Below are 20,941 nucleotides of genomic sequence, written 5' to 3' on the forward strand. Positions count from 1 at the left end.
AAATATGCGGCTTTTTGGCAGCACGGGTGACTTTTCTCAAATCACTGACGGCACGAGCAAAAGAATACCCGCTTGCCTGGGCTTTCGAATTTCTGTTCCTTCAATCCCTTGTCGATCAAGGGCATATTCCGGCAACCTCGAAGTGGATTGATGATGCCTTCCAAGACAGAACAGCTTTCGGTATTTCCCGCCTTCTTTCGCGTGGAAGGCCAGAAGACGGCTGTCTTCGGCAATGGCGACGAAGCGTTCGCCAAGGTGCGGCTGCTGCTGAACACGAAGGCGCGGATTGTCGCCTATGCCGACCGGCCGGAAGCCGATTACCACGCCTTCCTGATCGCCAGCCGGATCGAGACCGTGCGCGCTGCCTTCTCAGCCGAACAGGTCGAGGGTTCGGCGCTCGTCTTCGCCGCAACCGGCAATGAAGCCGACGACCGCAGCATCGTCGATGCCGCCCGTGCGGCCAGAATTCCGGCCAATGCCGTCGATCAGCCCGATTACTGCGATTTCTTTACGCCGGCGCTGGTCAACCGCGCGCCCGTCGCCGTTGCGATCGGCACCGAAGGGGCAGGGCCGGTTCTGGCGCAGATGATCCGCGCGCAGATCGACCAGCTTCTTTCGCCCTCGCTCGGCCGCCTTGCCGGGCTGGCGACGAGCTACCGCAAGGCCGTCGAACAACTGATTCCGAGGGGCGTCTCCCGCCGGGTCTTCTGGCGCCGCTTCTTCTCCGGTGCCGTTGCCGGTGCGGTCGCCAACGGCAACCTGCCGCAGGCTCGCCAAGCCGCCGATCGGCTGCTGCACGCGATGGACAAGGTCGCCGGCCACGTCTGGCTGGTCGGCGCCGGTCCGGGTGCCGAGGATCTGCTGACGTTGCGCGCCCAGCGCGTGATGATGGAAGCCGACGTCATCGTCTATGACGCGCTCGTGCCGCAGGCGATCGTCGATATGGGCCGCCGCGATGCCGAGCGGCTTTCCGTCGGCAAACGCAAGGGCTGCCATTCGAAATCCCAGGAAGAGATCAACGAACTGCTGGTCGATCTCGGCCGCCAGGGCAAGCGTGTCGTCCGCCTGAAATCCGGCGATCCGCTGGTCTATGGCCGGGCAGGGGAAGAGATGGCGGCACTGCGCGCTGCCGGCGTCACCTATGAGGTCGTGCCCGGCATCACCTCGGCTTTCGCCGCCGCTGCCGATTTCGAGCTGCCGCTGACGCTGCGCGGCGTCGCCTCGTCGCTGGTGTTCACGACAGGCCATGATCTCACCGGCGACGTGCTGCCCGATTGGGCAAGCCTTGCCGTTTCCGGCGCCACGATCGCCGTCTATATGGGCCGCACGGTTGCCGCCTCCGTCGCCGAGCGGCTGATGCAGGCGGGCATTCCGCCTGAGACCACCGTCGCCGTCATCGAAAATGCCAGCCGCGCTGAGCGCCGCCTGCTGCATGGCACGCTTGCCGATCTGCCCGATCTGCAGCACCGCGACGAATTGACCGGGCCTGTCATGGTCATCATCGGCGATGCGGTCGCCGGCGCCAATTTCGAACTGTCCGAGCCCCTGGTGCGCGCAAACGCCCGGCTCGAGGAACTTGCAAGGAGCTGAATATGGGTGACAAGGTTCTGACCGCCAACCGGCTGACGGACGGCATTGCCGTCTGGCTGGATGCGAATGGGAAGTGGTCGACCTCGCTGCAGGAGGCGCTCGTTGCCCGTCATGCCGAGGCCGTTGCGGCGCTTGAGGCGATCGGCAAGAAATCCTATGCCGACAACGAGGTCGTTGACGTCGCCGTCGTTGACGTTCAGGAAACCAACGGCATTCTCTGGCCGCTTCGCCTTCGCGAGCGCATCCGCGCACAAGGCCCGACCATGGAATATGCCCCGGGCTACGCTCCTGCCGATCCCGAATTCATTGCAGTCTGAGGAAGACGATGTACCGTTACGACGAATTTGACCATGCCTTTGTTACCGAGCGCGTCGAGCAGTTTCGCGATCAGGTTCAGCGCCGCCTTTCCGGCGAGCTCGCCGAGGACGCGTTCAAGCCGCTGCGCCTGATGAACGGCGTCTACCTGCAGCTCCACGCTTACATGCTGCGCATTGCCATTCCCTATGGCACGCTGAGCGCGCGCCAGCTACGTATGCTCGCTCATATCGCTCGCACCTATGACCGCGGCTATGGCCACTTCACCACGCGCCAGAACCTGCAGTTCAACTGGCCGAAACTGTCCGACATTCCTGATGCGCTGGCCGACCTCGCGAGCGTCGAAATGCATGCCCTGCAGACCTCGGGCAATTGCATCAGAAACGTCACGGCCGATCACTTCGCCGGTGCCGCCGCCGATGAGATCGCCGATCCGCGTCCTTACGCCGAAATCCTGCGCCAGTGGTCGTCGGTACACCCGGAATTTTCCTTCCTGCCGCGCAAGTTCAAGATCGCCGTCACCGGCGCCGAGCGCGACCGCGCGGCAATCCAGGTCCATGATATCGGCCTGCACGTGAAGAAGAACGACAAGGGCGAGATCGGCTTTGCCGTCTATGTCGGCGGCGGCCAGGGCCGTACGCCGATGATCGCCAAGCTGATCCGCGACTTCCTGCCCGAGGAAGACCTGCTCTCCTACACCACGGCCATCGTGCGCGTGTACAATCTGCACGGCCGCCGCGACAACAAATACAAGGCCCGCATCAAGATCCTCGTGCACGAAACCGGCACCGAGGAGCTGACGCGCCAGGTGGAAACCGAATTCGCCGCGCTGAAGGATACCGAGCTCAGGCTGCCGGAAAAGGACGTCCAGGCGATCGCTGCCTATTTCGCGCCGCCGGATCTGCCCGAACGCGCCGAAGGCTGGGAAAACCTTGCCCGCTGGAAGAAAGCTGATTCCGGTTTTTCCCGCTGGGTCCAGCAGAACGTGCAGCCGCACAAGAACCCCGATTACGGCATGGTGACGATCTCGCTGAAGCCGATCGGCGGCATTCCGGGCGACGCCTCGGATGCGCAGATGGATGCGATCGCCGATCTTGCCGAGGAATATGCCTTCGACGAAATCCGCGTCAGCCATGAGCAGAACCTGATCCTGCCGCATGTGGCGCTTGCCGATCTCGAAGCCGTCTATCGCGGCCTCGTCGCCATAAATCTGGCGGAAGCCAATGCCGGCCTGATCACCGATATCATTGCCTGTCCCGGGCTGGACTACTGCGCGCTCGCCAATGCGCGCTCGATTCCGCTGGCGCAGGAAATCTCCCGGCGTTTCGGCAATGCCGAACGCCAGGCAGAGATCGGCGAGCTGAAGATCAAGATCTCCGGCTGCATCAATGCCTGCGGCCATCACCATGTCGGCCATATCGGCTTGCTCGGTGTGGAAAAGAAGGGTGCCGAACTCTACCAGATCACGCTCGGCGGCTCCGGCGACGAACATACCTCGATCGGCGAGATCATCGGCCGCGGCTTCGAGCCGGACCGGGTGACGGACGCAATCGAGACGATCGTCGACACCTATCTCGGCCTGCGCCTCGATCAGTCCGAGAACTTCCTCGCCGCCTATCGCCGTGTCGGACCTCAGCCGTTCAAGACTGCGCTCTACGGCTCGGCCGCCGAAGCGGCATAAGGAGGGGATGATGACGAAGATCTGGAAAGAAACCGGTTTTGTCGAAAACGATCCCTGGGTGATTGAAACCGAGGAGGTCAAGGCGACCGGGGAGCAGAAGCCGCTGCTCGGCCTCGACGAATTGATCGCCAAGGCCGACCAAAGCAACGATGTCGGCTTCGGCGTGCTGATCAAGCCGGCCGACGATGTGCGCCGGCTGGCGCCCTATCTCGATCGCCTGGAAATCGTCGCCGTCGCCTTTCCGGCTTTCAACGACGGCCGCGCCTTCAGCCATGCTTCGCTGCTGCGGCAGCGGCTCGGCTACACCAATGAACTGCGCGCCGTCGGCGATGTACTGATCGACCAGGTTCCGCTTATGCTGCGCGTCGGCATCGACAGCTTTTCCGTCAGCAACGCCACGGCGCTGAAGCGGCTGAGCGAAAACCGTCTTCCCGCCATTCCCCATCATTATCAGCCGGCGGTGCGTGACGCCGAAGCCGGCAAGGGCTATAGTTGGCGCCGACAGGCGAAGCCGGCCGCATAAGCGGTCGCTCCGTCCTTATTACTATGGCGGAACGACAGCATGAAGACATTCGAAGTGGCTGTGATCGGTGGCGGTCTCACCGGCATGATCGCCGCAATCGCGCTGGCGCGCGGCGGTCGCAACGTCGCGTTGGTAGCGCCTCTCGCTCCGAAAGAAGACCGGCGCACCACGGCGCTGATGGATCAGTCGATCCGCTTCCTCGACCGCCTGGCGCTCTGGGAAAAGCTCCGCCCCGCAGCCGCCCCTCTCTCCAGCATGCGCATAGTCGACGGCACGGACAGGCTGCTGCGCGCGCCTACCACCACCTTCCGCGCGGCCGATGTCGGCCTGGATGCCTTTGGCTACAATTTCCCTAATAGGGCGCTGATCGATATCCTCGAAGAGGCCGCTGCCGGCGAGGGCAAGATCACCCGTTTCACCGATATGGCCGAATCGATCGACATATCAGCCGAAGTGGTCTCGATCACGCTTGCCGGCGGCGAGACGCTGTCGGCCGATTTTGCCATCGGCGCCGATGGCCGCGGCTCGAAGCTGCGCGAAACCGCCGGCATTGCCGTGCGCAACTGGTCTTATCCGCAATCGGCCATGGTGCTGAATTTCGCCCATTCGCTGCCGCACCAGAATATCTCGACCGAATTCCACACCAAACATGGCCCCTTCACCCAGGTGCCGCTGCCGGGGAGCCGCTCCAGTCTGGTCTGGGTGCAGGATCCCGCTGAGGCGGCGAGCCGCATGGAATTGCCGCTTGCCGAACTCTGCGCTCTCGTCGAGGCGCGCATGCAGTCGATGCTCGGCAAGGTGAGCGTCGAGGAGGGCGTCCAAGTCTGGCCGCTCTCCGGCATGATGGCGCATCGTTTCGGCAAGGGACGCATCGCGCTGATTGGCGAGGCAGCCCATGTCTTCCCGCCGATCGGGGCACAGGGACTGAACCTCAGCCTTCGCGATATCATGGCGCTCACCGATATCCTCTGCGACAGGGCGGAATTACCGGTGCCGGCCGATGCCGGCGAAAGCTTCGACCGAAGGCGCCGCGCCGATATCATGACGCGCACCGCAAGCGTGGATATTCTCAATCGGTCGCTGCTCTCGGATTTTCTGCCGGTTCAGATGCTGCGGGCTGCCGGCCTGCATATCCTCTCGGCCATACCGCCGCTGCGCAACATCGTCATGCGCGAGGGCATCGAGCCCGGCCGCGGCTTCCGCGATATTCCTGATGCGCTACGGGAAAAGCTGAAGCGGAAGAAGGCCTGATCGGATCACGATCAGCCAGAGCGAAACAGTCGCCACCGAAAACGCCGTGGTGATCAGGATCGTCGCCGAAGCGCGCTCCTGTCAGACGCCATATTGCTGGCTGATGACGAAGACATTAGTCGCTGACGATTTCGGCCAAGAGATCTCCCAGGAAGCGAGGATGATCGGTGGGTCAGGATCTGACTTAAGCAATTCCAGCAAAAGTGTGTCGCGGTTTTGCGTCCGGAATTGCGCAGAAACAAGAGTAATTCCAGCAAAAGTGTGTAGTGGTTTTGCGTCCGGAATTGCTCAAAAAACAAACCAGTAGAGCGTGAACTCATTCACGCGATGAGTACACGCTCCAAGATCCCAACCCAGCAAGCGATCAGTAGTCCCAGAAGGCCGCCACCCAACGAAAGGCGTCGCCGTCGACCGCCACCCGGCCGACGGACGGGAACGGCAGGTGGGTGGCCACCAGCTGCTCGCCGGTCTCCGCCAGTTCCCGCAGTAGACGGACCCGAACGCGCGCCGCCTCCTCGGGGTCGTGTTCGAAGCCGTTGAACCAGTCGGGGTGTTCGAACCCGACCGCGAACACGGCGTCACCGGCAAACATCAGCCGGTCGCCGCCGGACGCTACGCGGATCACGCTGTGCCCGGGGGTGTGGCCGCCGGTGCGATGGACGACCACGCCCGGCGCGACCTCATACTCATCATCGAACAGCCTGAAATGGCTGCGATACTCTTTGGCGAACCGCTCGGCGGTCGCCCGAAGCGCGTCCGGGAAGCCCGGCGGCATGGAGACACGGGAAAAATCAGGCGCCTCCCAGAACTTGACCTCGGCCGCCGCCACGTGGATCCGCAGGTCCGGACGCAACTGGTCCTTCACCCCATCGACCAGCAGCCCGCCAATGTGGTCCATGTGCATGTGGGTCAGGACCACATCGGTCACCGACGCAAGATCGATACCGGCGGCTTCCAGCCGCTTGATCAGCTGCCCGGCCCGCGGCAGGTGCAGGTCCGGGTCGATCCCCAGCCCGGCGTCGAGGAGTATGGTCTGGTCGCCGCTGCGCACCACGACCACGTTCAGCGCCCAGTCGAAAGCGTCCGGCGGCAGGAACATCTCTTTCAGCCAGGCCGCTCGGACGGACGGATCGGCGTTGTGTCCCAGCATCGCGGTTGGGAGCGGTAGCACTCCATCGCTGACCACCAGCACCTCGATCTCGCCGACCTGCACCGCGTAGCGCGACGGAACCAATTCGTCGAGCCGAGGTCTGCCGGGGTGTACGGTGTTTTCCAGGCTCATCTTTGTCTCAAGGTTCATGTTCGTCTCCTTCTGACCGCCGCCTTAAACACGGCACGGACGACGCTACAGGGAGCTGAGTTTGCGATCGATTGGTCGAGGGATAAGGACGAGTGGGGCCGAGGGACAGGACAAGCCATACCAGGGCATAGGTGCGGGCCTCGCTTTGTGCTGCCGGCGGCGCGCTGATGGAGGCAGAGTCGATCAGATCAACGAACGCGGCAAGCCTGCTACCGCCATTTCTCGATGAGAAATCCCGATGGTCCTTGAACGGGATCGGTGTGGGGTAGGGAAACTGACGAGATTTTCGTCAGCGTCTCGGTTGAAGCAGCCGAAGTCTGAATGTCGGCATGCTGTCCCTTAGGATAAGCGCCGATGACCTGGAAGTCCGACGTGCAACCGAGATTTCGGTGCCCTGTCCCGGCTGGAAGCACCAGACAGTCTCCGGCCGCAACCGCGATTGCTTGACCGCCGGGACCACCAATCAGCAGCGTGGCGCTACCACGTGCAATTCCCAGCACTTCATGGGCACCGGAATGGTAGTGCTGATAATCGAAGACACCGTTTGTCCAGATGCCTGTCCAACCGTTTGCCGCGAAGCGACGCTCGAAATCGATCGGTCCGCCGTCGGCAAACAGCCCTCTGTAAAGCAATACAGGAAGATGCGGGTTGTTCGGGACCCAGTCGCTCGGCCCGAAAATGATCGTCTCGGTGTTCATGCTGAATTCCCAAGCTAGTCGTCGATTGCCGCGACGCGACGGCCATCGAGCCGTCGACGGTTGTTCGCCCAAGTCTCTCGCGCCTTCTCCATTGAACTCATCTGCGCTGATGTTCTCGAGTCTAAACCTTGGCGGTCGCCAACGGTTCCTTGACGTGCCGTGGTTTCGGAGACGACGCATTGGAGGTGTTCCCCCCTTTTTAAGCTCATCAATGATGTTGGTATCGCCGGCGGCGGCCACCAATGTGGGGAACCGGTCCAGGCCGGTCATGATGCCGTTTTACAGGCTGCCGGGAGGCACCTTGCCTTCGAGCACCGTCTTTTCGATAGGCGACTGGTCTGCGAAAGGGTGAGAATTGGAAGGCTTTGGAAAGGTCGCCGAATGCCCGCCACCGCAGCGCATCGCGGAGACAACTTCCGACGAAGACGGTGCAGTGGCGGGTCGGTGGAGTCCATCAGAGCGTGTCGATCAGGCCTCCGTCCACGCGCATCGAAGCTCCAGTCGTTGCGGACGCCAAAGGGGAGGCCAGATAGGTGACGAGATTGGCAATTTCCTCGACGCTCGCGGCGCGTTGGATGATCGAACCGGCGCGGTGCTTCTTGACGAAGTCCGCCGCCACCTCCTCGATCGGTTTCCCCGTCTTTGCACGTTCCTCTGCGAGCATCGCCTCGACACCCTCGGACAGCGTGGGGCCGGGAAGGACGGAGTTCACGGTGACGCCGGTGCCAGCCATGCGCTTGGCAAGGCCGCGGGCAACCGCGATGTCTGCGGTCTTGCTGACACCGTAGTGGATCATCTCGACGGGTATGTTAAAGCCGGATTCCGACGCGATGAAGATGACGCGGCCCCAATCGAGCTTCTGCATGCCCGGAAGATATGCGCGCGAAAGCCTGACGGCGGACATGACGTTCACCTGCCAGTGGCGGTCCCATACCTCGTCGTTCGCATCGAAGAAGTCTAGGGGCTGGAAGATGCCCGCGTTGTTGATGAGGATGTCGACGTGGGGAACTTGGGCGACAAGAGCGTCACATCCGCCAGCGGTTGCGAGATCCGCTGCCGCCGCGGTCACGCTTCCCTTGGCGCCTTCGCCTTTCAGGCGGTCGGCGGCCTTCGCGGTCTTTTCCTTGGACCGGCCGTTGACAACCACGTCCGCACCCGCCCTCGCGAGCTGGCGGGCGATTGCGTATCCAATGCCTTCAGTGGATCCGGTAACCAGAGCGGTCTTGCCTGTGAGGTCGATCTGCATCTTCTGCTCCTGTGAGGTTGGATGAGAGAACGTATGAACTGGCGACCGATCGCGCAACAGCCTATGATGCGGATAATCCTTCCCCTTCCATTGGGGCGGCCGCGGGGCCTAGAACCGAAGTAGCTCTCGCCAGGTTTATCGAAGTCGCCGATCCGGCCCGCCTGGAAGACAATGATCGCACCTTCTTCACTACGGCGGGCTTTTTTGGCGCTTCACGACGAGAATGCCAGCCAACCCCTGGTCACAAACACCGCGCAGATCATCGCGGGTGGTGGCGGGCAAAAAGCTAGGATGGTCGCCAGAACAGCGGTATTCTGACCTGCGTCGTGGATGCGTCGATCGCATCCACGACGTTCTGTTGCCCGAGGCTAAACGCGCTTAGAATGGTTTGAGCGGCTCGGGAAGCAGATCTATCGGAAAGTCCTGATAGGAGACCGGGCGCAAGAAGCGGTAGATCGCCAAGGTCCCTACTGAGGTCGATCGTCCGTCCGATGTGGCTGGATAGGGTCCGCCATGGACCATCGCCGGGGATACCTCGACCCCCGTTCCGAAGCCGTTGACGAGAAGTCGGCCGGCCAGAAGCTCCAACTGCGAGATCATCGGCGAGGCGGCCCCGATGTCCCCGGCATCTACGTGCAGGCCGATGGTCAACTGACCTTCCAGCGATCCCACGACCCTTCGCAACTCCTCATCGTCCCGGCAGCGGACGATCAGTCCCGACGCGCCGAAAACCTCTTCCTGAAGTTCCGGGTTCGCGAGGAATGCAGCCGCGGTTGTCTCGAAGAGCGCCGCCGCGGCCTGATGGGGCGTCCCCTCCTTCCCCGCGGCCACTTGCGAGACGGAAGACGATGACGACAGCCTTGCGACACCATTGCGATATGCATCACAGATGCCACCAGTCAGCATTGTTTGAGCCTGCGATTCCGAAAGCGCTGCGGCGGCACTCCCGATGAAGGCATCGAGGCCCGCACCCTCGACGGCGATGATCAGGCCAGGATTGGTGCAGAACTGGCCAGCGCCGAGGATCAGAGAGGAGACGAACGATTTTCCGATCTCCGCTCCTCTGCTGCGAAGTGCATTGGGATAGAGGATGACAGGGTTGATGCTGCTCATTTCGGCGTAGACCGGTATCGGCTGCTTCCGCTCCGAGGCGATCTTCATCAACGCGGTGCCGCCACGACGCGAGCCTGTGAAGCCGACGGCGCGTATGCGGTGGTCGGCGACGAGGGTCTGGCCCACCTCGAATCCCGCGTCGAACAAAAGCCCAAACGTCCCCCGCGGAAGGCCGCATGCTGCGACCGCGTCCGCGACGGCTCTGCCGACCAGCTCGGACGTGCCGGGATGGGCGGAGTGCGCCTTGACGATAACCGGGCAGCCGGCGGCGAGGGCGGAGGCGGTGTCACCGCCAGCGACAGAGAAAGCGAGGGGAAAATTCGATGCCCCGAACACCGCGACAGGGCCGAGAGCAACGTTTCGCAGCCGAAGGTCCGGCTTTGCAACTGGCCTGCGCTCCGTATCAGCCGGATCGAAGCGAAGTTCCTGAAACCTGCCGTCGCGAACCTCCTTGGCGAACAGGCGAAGCTGGCCGACGGTCCTGGCGCGCTCTCCCTCGATACGGCCGCGTGGCAGGCCAGTCTCGTCAATCGCTCGCAGGACGAGATCGTCGCCGATTGCGACGATGCCTTCGGCGATTGCTTCCAGGAACCGAGCTCGATCGTCGAGCGACGTCTCCTTGTAGATCGGGAAGGCGTCCCATGCCAAACTCGTGGCCGCTTCCACCTGCTCCTTCGTCGCGCCGGCAAAGCGCGGTTCCATCGGGTTGCCGTTGGCGGGATTGATTGCGGAGAATGCCGCGGCCGCGCCACGTACGTTTGCGCCGCCGATAATCAGGTCGCCGGAGAGTGTCATCGTGGATCCTTTCAAAATGAGAAGCCATGGCCGCCCTCGCATGCTGAATGGAGGCTTTGCGTAACCGTCTGAGTATGGCTGTCGAACTCACATAGGCATCCACGGCCGGTATGCCAAGCCTTCGCTCATCAAAAGTATTACTTTTCAAGTCGTGCTAGATTCGGCGCGCGCATTTGCGACCGCCGAATGCTGATGATCCTTGATCACGGTTTTTGGGCACGCGCATGCCTGCCTCCGTTTAGGCGACGGGGGTAGCCTTTGTTCACCTTGCGGCGCGCGCTCCCTTTGGTTTCCGATTGATGCGTTGCTCGGCTCGTGCGCGAGCTGGCCCCCATCTCGGAAGGCGTCCCTGCATTTCCAACAGCCGCCGCCGCGCTCGCTCCTATCAGGGCGAAGGCGGAGGCGGCCTCGCGCGACGATTTCACGAACATGTGGTCGGGACGGGGCCGCGAAACTCGCTTCGAGGACCGGCGCGGAAACGCTGACTCGTGAGCTAGCTGAGACGGTGTCCGCGAATGATCGGTGCGACATCGGTGCCAAGGAGTTCGATCGACCGGCGCATTGCTTCGGTTTCCAAGGCGGCGGTGCTCATCTGGAAGGTGAGGCGAGAAACTCCGCCCAACGTCCTGTTGACATGCTCGATCTTTGCCGCAACTGTCTGCGGGCTGCCAACCAGAAACGCCCCGTCCGGGCCGCACATGAAGTCGAATTGCGCCTGCGTTGGCGGTGGCCAGCCCCGTTCCCGTCCAGCGTCCGTGAACATCTGGAACCAGCCAGGAAAGAATGCTTCCCTGGCTGCTTTGTCAGTCTCTCCGACAAAGCCGAGAGCGTGCACGCCGATTCTCTGTTCCTCGGTTGGGTGGCCCGCGGCGAGCCATGCACGTCGATAGAGTTCGACCAGCGGCAGAAACCGCTCGAAACTACCGCCGATGATAGCGACCATCAGAGGCAAGCCAAGTGTTCCGGCGCGGATGAAGGATTCGGGCGTCCCGCCGACACCCAGCCAGATTGGCAAGGTTGGCTGGTGCGGACGGGGAAAGACACCCTGGCCGCCGATGGGCGGTCGAAAGCGGCCCTGCCACTCGATACCGGGCTTTTCCCTGATCTTTAGCAACAGGTCCAGCTTCTCCGCGAAGAGGGCATCGTAGTCCCGAAGGTCGAATCCGAACAGCGGATAGGCCTCGACCGACGAGCCGCGACCGACTACGATTTCCGCTCGCCCGCGCGATATCAGATCCAGTGTGGCGAACTGCTGAAAGAGCCGCACGGGGTCGGCGGCGCTGAGGACGGCAACAGCGCTTGTCAGCCTGATCGACTTCGTGCGCGCCGCAGCGGCCGCAAGGATCACGGCTGGCGCGGAATCAAGTGCGTTTTCTCGATGATGTTCGCCCATGCCAAAGACGTCGAGACCGACTTGATCGGCCAGCTCGACCTCTGCAAGTACGCTCTCCATGCGATCGACGGCTGACTGCAGTCGTCCCGTAGCGGGGTCGTTCAGCAGCATCGCAAAACTATCGATACCGATTTCCAACGAAGGATCCTTTCGAGGCACTGTTGCCACCCAACCGCGGTGGTCGCTGAGTTTCGGCGCTTCCAGCTTCTGAATGACTCGCCTTGGCGCCGCGATGGAGCGGACAGGACGGTGTTTATCTGGCAGAAAGCGCCTCCCGCTTCATCACACGATGACAGGCGTCCCACTACCCGTCATTTTCTGATGGATACTATCCAAATATCCGATAGGTGAGTTCCTTCCTACCTATTGTCATGACAATCCTCGGAAAAGCCGTCCACCGATGACGGTGGTTATGCCCATGCGTCCGCGTCGATGACTGCCTGAGCGAAAGCCTCTGGTGACTCCTGCGGGAGATTATGACCTGTACCGCCCTCGATCAGACGGTGTTCGTATTTGGCCTTGAATTTTCCGGCATAGGCCTTCGGACCAGGATGCGGTGCCCCATTGGCATCGCCTTCCATCGTGATCGCAGGCACGTGGATGCCGGGAGCGGATGCGAGCTTGGTTTCGAACTCGTCGAACCGCTTCTCTCCCTCCGTCAGTCGGAGCCGCCAACCGATCGCGACATGGTCCGGATTGGCGAATGCCGCGGCACTTCGTTCAAACGTGTTGTCGTCGAGTTTCCACCGAGGAGAGGCGAGTTTCCAGATGAGCCTGGTGCTGCAGGGGCGCCTCGGCCTCAGGCGACGGACCATCCACCGTCCACCAGCAGGTTCGCGCCAGTGATCAGGCTCGCAGCCGGCGATGCTAGGAAGACCACGGCACCCACCACATCATCGGTTTCACCGATCCGGCCGAGTGGAATGTGACCGAGCGTCGCTTCGCGATTGTCGGCATCGGATAGAAAAGGTGCTGTACCATCCGTGTGGATGAACGTCGGCGATACGGTGTTTACAGTGACATTATAGCGTGCCCATTCGGCTGCAAGGCAGCGCGTGAGGTGATTGATGGCCGCCTTGCTCATGCAATAGATTGCCTCGCCGCGCAGTGCCACGGTACCGGCCTGTGAGCTGATGTTGATGATCCGGCCCCCATTGCGCTTGATCATGTGCCGGCCCACAGCCTGCGTCATCAGAAAGGTGCCCTTGATGTTGACATCGAGTATCTCGTCAAGATCCTTCTCCTCAACGAGTTCCGCGAGATTGCCTGGAGCCACGCCGACATTGTTGACCAGGACGTCGATCCGACCAAATGTCGTCAACGCTGCGTCGACGGCTTGTGCGATATGGGCCTTGTTGGGAATGTCCAGTTCAACAGGGAGAACCTTTCGTCCCACTCCCTCGAGTTCGGCAACCAGGGCCGCCGACGCTGCGACATCGCGCACACCCAAAACGATATCAGAACCTGCTGCGGCACAGGCAAGTGCGCAAGCTCGACCGATCCCACGGCTCGCTCCCGTCACTAAGGTCACCTTGCCCTCAAGGCTGAAGTCCGGCGCATTCTTCTGCATCACGATGCCTCCCTCGATGAAGCTCATTTATGGCAGCGTCGGCGTGCGGATGCCAGATATTCTGCGCATGCTGAGGAGTGTCCCTTTGACCAATGGCCTATCCCGCAACGTGGGACGCTGTTCCCGATAGGCCGCGCAAAAAGCCGCATTGCCCATCGGTACCGGCGACGGACGGCGCAGGAGCCCACGCACCTGCTGCATGGCCAGGAAAATCGGCAGCCGGCAGCCTAGCCGATCTGCATCAGGATCGGAAAGGTCTGCTGGAACCAGATCGCCACATTGCTGACCCATCCGAATAGGAAGGCGAGGCCGGTCAGCACGAGGAAGAGACCCATCACCTTTTCCACCGTGCCGAGATGGCGGCGGAAGCGCGAGAGGAAGCGCATGAAGGCGCCGGAAAAGCCGGCGGCGATCCAGAAGGGGATGGCAAGGCCGAGCGAATAGATGGCGAGCAGCCCGGCGCCGGAGCCGACCGTCTCGCGCGAGGCGGCAACGCCGAGGATGGCGCCGAGCACGGGACCGATGCAGGGCGTCCAGCCGAAGGCGAAGGCAAGCCCCATGACATAGGCGCCCGTCAGCGTCCCGGGCTTACCGCCGTCCTGGAAGCGCGCCTCGCGGGTCAGCAGCCCGATTCGGAAGAGGCCGAGGAAATTCAGCCCCATGACGATGATGATCAGCCCGCCGATCTTCGACAGGAGGTCGAGATGCTGGCGAAGCGCCATGCCGATGCTGGAAGCACCGGCGCCGAGCGCCACAAAGACGGTCGCAAAGCCGAGCGTGAAGAAGAGGGCAGAGAAGAAGACGCCGCGCCTGACACCAGGCGCGACCGCAACCGCACCGCCGCCGCGGAACTGCTCGACCGAGATTCCGGCCATATAGCAGAGATAGGGCGGGACGAGGGGAAGCACGCAGGGCGACAGAAACGAAAGCGCCCCGGCTATCAACGCGCTCCACAGGGAAATATCGGCAATCGACACGCATTCTCTCCGGCTGCAATCTGCGTGATGTTCCTAGCTTTGCAGGCCAGGGATTGCCAATCACCTTTTTGCGCACGCAGGAAATCTGTGTTTGCACGCAAGACATCTGTCTTGCGCTTGGCAAGAAATGTGCCGACCGCCGGAAAAAAGGCAAATTTTTCGGTTGACCGCAATGGGTCGCCTGCCTATGTTCCGCCCACTTCCAGCCGGGGTGGGCACACCCGCGGAGAGGGAGAGCGTAGCTCAGCTGGTAGAGCAACTGACTTTTAATCAGTAGGTCTCGGGTTCGAACCCCGACGCTCTCACCAAGTGTCATCCGGGAGGCAGGCGTAGGTTTGTAGGCATCCGCGCGACGGATACTTGAAGAAGTTCACTGGACAGACGTTGCCCTTGCCCCGCCGATGGCGCCGCGGCAAGCGTTCGCGCCAACAGGGCGGCATGTTTCCTGCGTCGATGCTGCCATTGTCATCTTCTGAAATGCACCCAGACGCCTGTTCATCAAGCGGAACAGGATGTCGTCGGTTTCAGACCGGCAGCCCGAGTTGTTTTCGGAGGCTCTTGTCGAATGCGAATGCAGGGACGAAGCGGCGCAGAAAACTGACCTGTCGTGCCATTTTTCCGGCCGTATAACGCCTCTTTGGAGCGGGATCAGTCGCAGCGGCAATAATTGCCTTTGCCACCACGTCGGGCGTGTCGCCTATTTCCATTGCTTTCTGCACGACTACATTCATGCCAGCGCGCGCAGAGTCATATATATCGAGCACCTGATCCGGCTTGGCGAGATTGTCTTCGAACGACGTCCGGGTGTAGGCTGGCTCGACCAGCGAAACGCGAATGCCGAAGGCGCGCAATTCGTGATCGAGCGATTCGGAATAACCCTCGATGGCATGTTTGGTCGACGAGTAGAGCGCGAAATAGGGAGCGGGGATGAACCCCTGTACCGAGCTCAAATTCACGATTCTGCCCTTCCCTTGGCGTCGCATAACCGGCAACACCGCGTTGGTCACACGGAAAACGCCGAAGACGTTCACGTCGAACAACGACTTGGCCTGGGCCATTGAGGATTCCTCCGCGCCACCAAGCAGCCCCATGCCAGCATTATTGACAAGAAGATCGATGCGGCCGGCCTCTGCTAGCACGTCATCAACCAGTTTCGCCACCGACGCGTCGTCGGTCACGTCGCATGTCAGCATGGATACACCGTCGCTCCTCTGGGTTGCGGGGCGGCGGCTGGTTCCGAACACGCGAAAGCCCGCGTTCTGCAGGGCTGCGGCCGTTGCATACCCGATGCCGGTGGATGCCCCAGTCACCAAGGCTACGCCAAGATTGTTCTTGTTCATGGAAATCACTTCTTTCTGTGTGATGAGCTGCTGCTTCTAAAACTCGGGTAGGCTTTCTGCGACTTACAAGCAAAAGGGAGGTCTCCGACGATGTCGTCAGGCAGTCGACGGATACCGCTTTGGCCTGTTCTCTAAACTTGCGGCTTATGCAGGAGCCTTAGGACACACTCACCTTGCCGGGCGGGAGCTAAACTTCGGCACTTTTCGGCGCCAGGTCATTGAACCCGGCTTAGCCTTCAGCGACATCGTCGCCGCGCGCAATGCGCCTGACTTCGCCAGCCGCTGCGTTAAGGATGCCTCGTGAAAGGTCCTCGTCTTCCATGATCCGCGACAGCGTAACGGCGCCCACCATGAGAGACAGTATGGCCATCGCCCCGCCGCTGGGACTAGAGCTCGCGTCGCTGGCCATCAGTTCATCCAGAACCTCGAAGTGAGCCCGGATCCCGTCTTCAAATGGGCGCCTGACCTCTTTGCTCTGGCGAGCCGCGTCCGATCCCAGCGCCACAAGTGGGCAGCCTTCTGACTTTTCACCTCTGTGGTCCGATGAAAGATAGAACGCCATGACTGCCTCAAGGGGATCGGAGCTACTTGCCGCCGCTGCAGACCATCTCCGTGTGGCGCTTTCCATCGCACGCCGCGATGCTAGTGCGGCGAGGTCGTCCTTCGACGCGAACTGCTTGTAGAAACCTCCCTGGGTAAGGCCGGCCCCTTTCATCAGATCCTTTAGCCCAATTCCATCGAAGCCATGTTCTCGGAACAGACGGCTTGCGACGTTGATCACCGTTTCGCGGTTCTCTTCAGCCTGTGCCCGGCTCACTCTCATATCGACCTCCGGTTAGATTTTGTTTGACATCTATAACAAAAATAGATTTAGATCGCAATCTAAATCATCTGTGTCGCCCGTCAAGAAGAGAAACTCAAATGAAACGCAAACTTGTCCTGACTTTCGTAGGTCTCGTGGCAGCGGCCGGCGCAGCCGGGGCCTTCTTCGTGGTTTTTGAACCCACCAAGCAGGAAGCGGTGGCCGCTGATCCAAGAACAGCGTCACCACTCGTAAGAGTGGTGGAGCCAACGACCACCGGTGCGGCTGAGCGCTCTTTCACAGGCACTGTCGCTTCCCGGGTACAAAGCAACCTTGGTTTTCGTGTTCCCGGCAAAATCGTCGAGCGGATGGTCGACGTGGGGCAGCAGGTGAGGCAAGGCCAGGCGCTGATGCGCATTGACGAGACCGATCTCCAACTCGCGCTGACAGCAAAGCGTAATACCGTTACCGCAGCACGCGCTGTCTTGGTTCAGGCGCAAGCAGACGAAAAGCGCTATGCGGCGCTGGTAAAAAATGGCTTGGCAGCTACTCCGCAGCGTTATGAACAGGCAAAAGCAGCGCTCGACACAGCCTCTGCTCAGCTTGCTGCGGCAGAAGCCGACGCCAAGGTGGCCGAAAATGGGACTGCATACACGCTTCTCGTTGCCGACGCTGATGGAACCATAACCCAGACCCTTGGAGATCCGGGACAAGTCGTGGCAGCGGGCCAGACGGTCGTTCAACTGGCGCAGGCGGGCCCGCGCGAGGCTGTTATCTGGCTTCCGGAGACCCTGCGGCCCAAGATTGGCTCCGAAGCGCAGACCAGCGTCTATGCAGGCGGAAGTTTAAGCGGAAAGGCCAAACTTCGGCAGATCTCGGATTCCGCCGATCCGCAAACCCGTACCTACGAGGCGCGTTATGTTCTCGAAGGCGATGCGGCTTCCGCCCCGCTTGGCTCGACAGTGACGATTGGAATTCTCGATGCTGACCGCCAGTCGGAGGTTGCTATACCAGTGGGCGCAATTCTGGATGACGGTAGTCGCACTGGAGTGTGGGTCGTCAACGGCACAACATCAACGGTGAAGTTCACTCTGGTCAAAGTTCAGCAGATTGGCGAGGAGATGGCATTCGTCACGGGAATTGGAACTGGAGAGCAAGTTGTCGCGCTGGGCGCGCATCTTCTCGCCGACGGCGCGGTCATCAGGATTGCCTCGCAGCAAGAGGTAAAAAAGTAATGAACTTCAATCTGTCAGCCATCGCCGTTCGCGAACGTGCCATCACCTTGTTCTTTATTGTGCTGCTGGCCGCCGCTGGCGCCTACGCCTTCGTCAAGCTGGGGCGCGCCGAAGATCCGTCTTTCACAATCAAGACCCTAACTGTTACTTCGGTCTGGCCAGGTGCCACTGCCCGTGAAATGCAGGACCTTGTCGCCGAGCCGCTTGAAAAGCGCATTCAGGAACTCACATGGTACGACCGCGTCGAGACGACAACCCGACCGGGCTACGCTTTCCTGACGGTCACCCTCAAGGATAACACCCCGGCAAGTGCCGTGGCAGAAGAATTCTATCAGGCGCGCAAGAAGCTTAGTGACGAAGCCCGCAATCTCCCTCCGGGCGTCATCGGGCCATTTGTCAACGATGAATACTCCGATGTGAGTTTCGGTCTCTATGCATTGAAGGCAAAGGGACTGCCAATGCGCGATCTCGTGCGGCAGGCAGAGGTCATCCGGCAGGACCTGCTGCATGTTCCTGGTATCAAGAAAATCAACATCGTCGGGGAACGTCCCGAACAGATTTTCGTCGAGTTCTCCTACGCGAAGCTCGCGACACTCGGCATATCGGCGCAAGATATCGCTGCTGCTTTGCAGCGACAGAACACGGTCACGCCCGCCGGCTCGATCGACACCAGGGGGCCACAGGTATTCATCCGGTTCGACGGAGCTTACAACAGTGTGCAGGCCGTTGCCGACACGCCGATCGTGGCCGCTGGCCGTACTTTGAAACTCTCCGATATCGCGGATGTACGGCGCGGTTATCAAGATCCTGCCACCTACCTTATCCGCCATGAAGGCGAGCCGACAATTATGTTGGGTGCCGTAATGCAGGCGGGATGGAACGGACTCGATCTCGGAAAAGCGCTTGAGGCTCGATCCGCCACGATCGCGGAGACACTGCCGCTGGGGATGACGCTCACCAAGGTCAGCGATCAGGCTGTCAACATCGAGGAGGCCGTCGGCGAGTTCATGCTCAAGTTCGCCATGGCGCTTGGCGTCGTGCTGTTCGTAAGTCTAGTCGCACTCGGCTGGCGCGTTGGCATTGTCGTCGCGCTTGCCGTGCCGCTCACACTTGCCGTGGTCTTTCTCATCATGCTGGAAACCGGGCGCTTCTTCGACCGCATCACGCTCGGCGCTTTGATCCTTGCGCTGGGCCTTCTTGTGGACGATGCCATCATCGCCATTGAGGTGATGGTCGTGAAGATGGAAGAGGGCATGGACCGCATCAAGGCGGCCGCCTATGCCTGGAGCCATACTGCGGCGCCAATGCTGTCGGGCACGCTGGTGACGATCATCGGGCTGATGCCCGTGGGGTTCGCAAAATCAACGGCCGGCGAGTATGCCGGTAACATCTTCTGGGTCGTCGGTTTTGCCCTGATCGTATCCTGGATCGTGGCGGTTACCTTCACGCCCTACCTTGGCGTCAAGATGCTGCCGAACATCAAGCCGGTCGAGGGCGGTCATCACGCCATCTACGACACGCCGAACTACCGTCGTCTGCGTTCCGGCATCGAGTTCGCTGTCCGCCATAAGTTCATGGTCTGCGCCGTGGTAGGCATCACCATGGCCGTTTCGGTTGTTGGGATGGGCGGCGTGAAGCAGCAATTCTTCCCGACATCGGATCGCCCGGAGGTCCTGGTTGAAGTGCGCATGCCCGAGGGCACCAGCATCGAGGCGACGACATCCGCGGTGAAGAAGGTTGAAGACTGGCTACAGACCCAGCCCGAGACCAATATCGTCACAAGTTACGTGGGGCAGGGCGCACCCCGGTTCTTCTTTGCTATGGCACCGGAATTGCCGGATCCCGCCTTCGCCAAGGTCGTCGTTCTCACGCCCGACGCCCATGCGCGCGAAGAACTGAAACACCGCCTTCGTGCCGCTATTTCGGAGGGTCTTGTTCCCGAAGCTTCTGTGCGCGTCACTCAACTCGTGTTTGGTCCGTACACGCCGTTCCCGGTCGAGTTCCGGATCATGGGGCCTGATCAGGATGAACTCTATAAGATTTCCGAGCAGGCTCTGGCGATCATGAAGACCGTTCCCGATGTCCGCCAAGCCAACCGTGACTGGGGCAACCGAACACCTGTTCTGCGATTTGTCCCCGACCAGGAGAGGCTCAATCTGATTGGTCTTTCTCCATCGGAGGCTGCCCAGCAGCTGCAGATGCTGCTCACCGGCATCCCTGTCACGCAGGTGCGCGACAACATCCGCAACGTGCCTGTCGTTGCTCGAAGTGCCGGCGAAAACCGCCTCGACCCGTCACGACTTGCCGACTTTTCGCTGATGAGCCGGGATGGCCGCCAGGTTCCCCTCGATCAGATCGGGCATTCCGAGATCAGGTTCGAAGAGCCGATCTTGAAGCGTCGTGACCGGACCCCGGTCATCACTATAAGGTCTGATATCAACGAGGCGACGCAGCCACCGGAGGTGTCGCAACAGGTAATGAAGGCCCTCCAGCCGCTGATCGCATCGCTTCCCGTTGGATGCCGTATCGAGATGGGCGGCAACATCGAGGAGTCATTGAAAGCCAATGTTGCGCTCGCGCAGGTTTTCCCGCTGATGATTGCTGCCATGTTGATCATCATCATCCTGCAGGTTCGCAGTCTCTCGACAATGACAATGGTGATGCTGACCGCACCGCTTGGTCTTGCCGGGGTGGTTCCGACCTTGCTGCTGTTCAATCAACCCTTCGGTTTCAACGCCATCCTCGGCTTGATCGGGCTCGCAGGCATACTGATGCGAAACACGCTTATCCTGACAGAGCAGATCAAGGAGAACCAGGCGGCAGGGCTCGACGACTACCATGCCGTGATCGAAGCGACCGTCCAGCGAACAAGACCTGTTATCCTGACTGCACTCGCGGCGATCCTGGCATTCATACCTCTAACCCACTCAGTGTTCTGGGGGTCGATGGCCTATACCCTGATCGGCGGAACGGCGGCAGGCACCGTGATGATCCTGCTCTTCCTTCCGGCCCTCTATGCTGTGTGGTTTCGGATCAAACCACCCAAAGCAGTTGAGAAAGAGGAAGCGGCCGAACATCAGGCGCGGCCAATAGCGCTGGCGGCAGAATAGGG

At 61.1% G+C, this 20,941-nt stretch carries 16 protein-coding genes, 1 tRNA gene and 2 pseudogenes; 8 read left to right on the plus strand and 11 right to left on the minus strand.

Annotated features, from left to right (window positions below):
• Positions 1-153 precede the first annotated feature (153 nt).
• The 5 genes from cysG to N2600_RS09850 are packed head-to-tail and all read left to right on the plus strand — an operon-like array spanning position 154 to position 5,360.
• On the plus strand, positions 154-1,590 hold the full coding sequence (gene cysG, locus N2600_RS09830) for a siroheme synthase CysG (RefSeq protein WP_260298665.1): 1,437 nt from the start codon (positions 154-156) through the stop codon (positions 1,588-1,590).
• A 2-nt stretch (positions 1,591-1,592) separates the two neighbouring features.
• A complete protein-coding gene (locus tag N2600_RS09835; RefSeq protein WP_011651871.1) occupies positions 1,593-1,907 on the plus strand; it encodes a DUF2849 domain-containing protein in 315 nt (104 codons plus the stop codon).
• Positions 1,908-1,915: 8 nt separating this feature from the next.
• A complete protein-coding gene (locus N2600_RS09840; protein ID WP_222383903.1) occupies positions 1,916-3,586 on the plus strand; it encodes a nitrite/sulfite reductase in 1,671 nt (556 codons plus the stop codon).
• 10 nt (positions 3,587-3,596) lie between these two features.
• Positions 3,597-4,109 carry a DUF934 domain-containing protein gene (locus N2600_RS09845; protein ID WP_222383904.1) on the plus strand — a complete coding sequence of 171 codons (513 nt, stop codon included), beginning with the start codon at positions 3,597-3,599 and terminating at the stop codon, positions 4,107-4,109.
• A gap of 39 nt (positions 4,110-4,148) precedes the next feature.
• Positions 4,149-5,360 (plus strand): UbiH/UbiF family hydroxylase, encoded by a 1,212-nt coding sequence (locus N2600_RS09850; protein WP_260298666.1) that lies wholly within the window; start codon positions 4,149-4,151, stop codon positions 5,358-5,360.
• Here the strand turns inward: N2600_RS09850 and N2600_RS09855 are convergent.
• The 9 genes and pseudogenes from N2600_RS09855 to N2600_RS09895 form a co-directional block, all read right to left on the minus strand.
• Positions 5,328-5,486: pseudogene (locus tag N2600_RS09855) on the minus strand (AEC family transporter); the annotation flags it as partial. The gene N2600_RS09850 and the pseudogene N2600_RS09855 overlap by 33 nt on opposite strands.
• A gap of 238 nt (positions 5,487-5,724) precedes the next feature.
• The gene (locus tag N2600_RS09860; RefSeq protein WP_260298667.1) at positions 5,725-6,660 is read right to left on the minus strand and encodes an MBL fold metallo-hydrolase; all 936 of its coding nucleotides are present in this window, start codon (positions 6,658-6,660) and stop codon (positions 5,725-5,727) included.
• Positions 6,661-6,869: 209 nt separating this feature from the next.
• Positions 6,870-7,358, minus strand: coding sequence for a cupin (locus N2600_RS09865; RefSeq protein ID WP_260298668.1), 489 nt, complete (start codon positions 7,356-7,358; stop codon positions 6,870-6,872).
• 454 nt (positions 7,359-7,812) lie between these two features.
• Positions 7,813-8,604 carry an SDR family NAD(P)-dependent oxidoreductase gene (locus N2600_RS09870; RefSeq protein ID WP_260298669.1) on the minus strand — a complete coding sequence of 264 codons (792 nt, stop codon included), beginning with the start codon at positions 8,602-8,604 and terminating at the stop codon, positions 7,813-7,815.
• Positions 8,605-8,982: 378 nt separating this feature from the next.
• Entirely contained in the window at positions 8,983-10,512 is a 1,530-nt protein-coding gene (locus N2600_RS09875) for an aldehyde dehydrogenase (NADP(+)) (protein WP_260110790.1), read from the minus strand.
• 493 nt (positions 10,513-11,005) lie between these two features.
• Positions 11,006-12,043 (minus strand): LLM class flavin-dependent oxidoreductase, encoded by a 1,038-nt coding sequence (locus N2600_RS09880; protein ID WP_260110791.1) that lies wholly within the window; start codon positions 12,041-12,043, stop codon positions 11,006-11,008.
• A gap of 272 nt (positions 12,044-12,315) precedes the next feature.
• Positions 12,316-12,681: pseudogene (locus N2600_RS09885) on the minus strand (alpha/beta hydrolase); the annotation flags it as partial.
• 23 nt (positions 12,682-12,704) lie between these two features.
• Complete coding sequence (locus N2600_RS09890) at positions 12,705-13,475, minus strand: SDR family NAD(P)-dependent oxidoreductase (RefSeq protein ID WP_026154136.1); 771 nt, start codon at positions 13,473-13,475, stop codon at positions 12,705-12,707.
• A gap of 227 nt (positions 13,476-13,702) precedes the next feature.
• Positions 13,703-14,452: a cytochrome c biogenesis CcdA family protein gene (locus tag N2600_RS09895; RefSeq protein WP_017964198.1), complete on the minus strand. Its 750-nt coding sequence runs from the start codon at positions 14,450-14,452 to the stop codon at positions 13,703-13,705.
• Positions 14,453-14,684: 232 nt separating this feature from the next.
• On the opposite strand from N2600_RS09895, the gene N2600_RS09900 reads away from it, so the two are divergent.
• Positions 14,685-14,760, plus strand: a tRNA-Lys gene (locus N2600_RS09900).
• 216 nt (positions 14,761-14,976) lie between these two features.
• On the opposite strand, the gene N2600_RS09905 is transcribed toward N2600_RS09900, so the two are convergent.
• Entirely contained in the window at positions 14,977-15,792 is an 816-nt protein-coding gene (locus tag N2600_RS09905; RefSeq protein WP_260298670.1) for an oxidoreductase, read from the minus strand.
• A gap of 229 nt (positions 15,793-16,021) precedes the next feature.
• Positions 16,022-16,615, minus strand: coding sequence for a TetR/AcrR family transcriptional regulator (locus N2600_RS09910; protein ID WP_170263352.1), 594 nt, complete (start codon positions 16,613-16,615; stop codon positions 16,022-16,024).
• Between the two features lie 98 nt (positions 16,616-16,713).
• On the opposite strand from N2600_RS09910, the gene N2600_RS09915 reads away from it, so the two are divergent.
• The gene (locus N2600_RS09915; RefSeq protein WP_260298671.1) at positions 16,714-17,829 is read left to right on the plus strand and encodes an efflux RND transporter periplasmic adaptor subunit; all 1,116 of its coding nucleotides are present in this window, start codon (positions 16,714-16,716) and stop codon (positions 17,827-17,829) included.
• The gene (locus N2600_RS09920) at positions 17,829-20,939 is read left to right on the plus strand and encodes an efflux RND transporter permease subunit (protein ID WP_260298894.1); all 3,111 of its coding nucleotides are present in this window, start codon (positions 17,829-17,831) and stop codon (positions 20,937-20,939) included. The genes N2600_RS09915 and N2600_RS09920 overlap by 1 nt, the downstream gene beginning before the upstream one ends.
• Positions 20,940-20,941: the final 2 nt, after the last annotated feature.

The organism is Rhizobium sp. WSM1274 (assembly GCF_025200775.1).
Lineage (GTDB): Bacteria > Pseudomonadota > Alphaproteobacteria > Rhizobiales > Rhizobiaceae > Rhizobium > Rhizobium leguminosarum_I.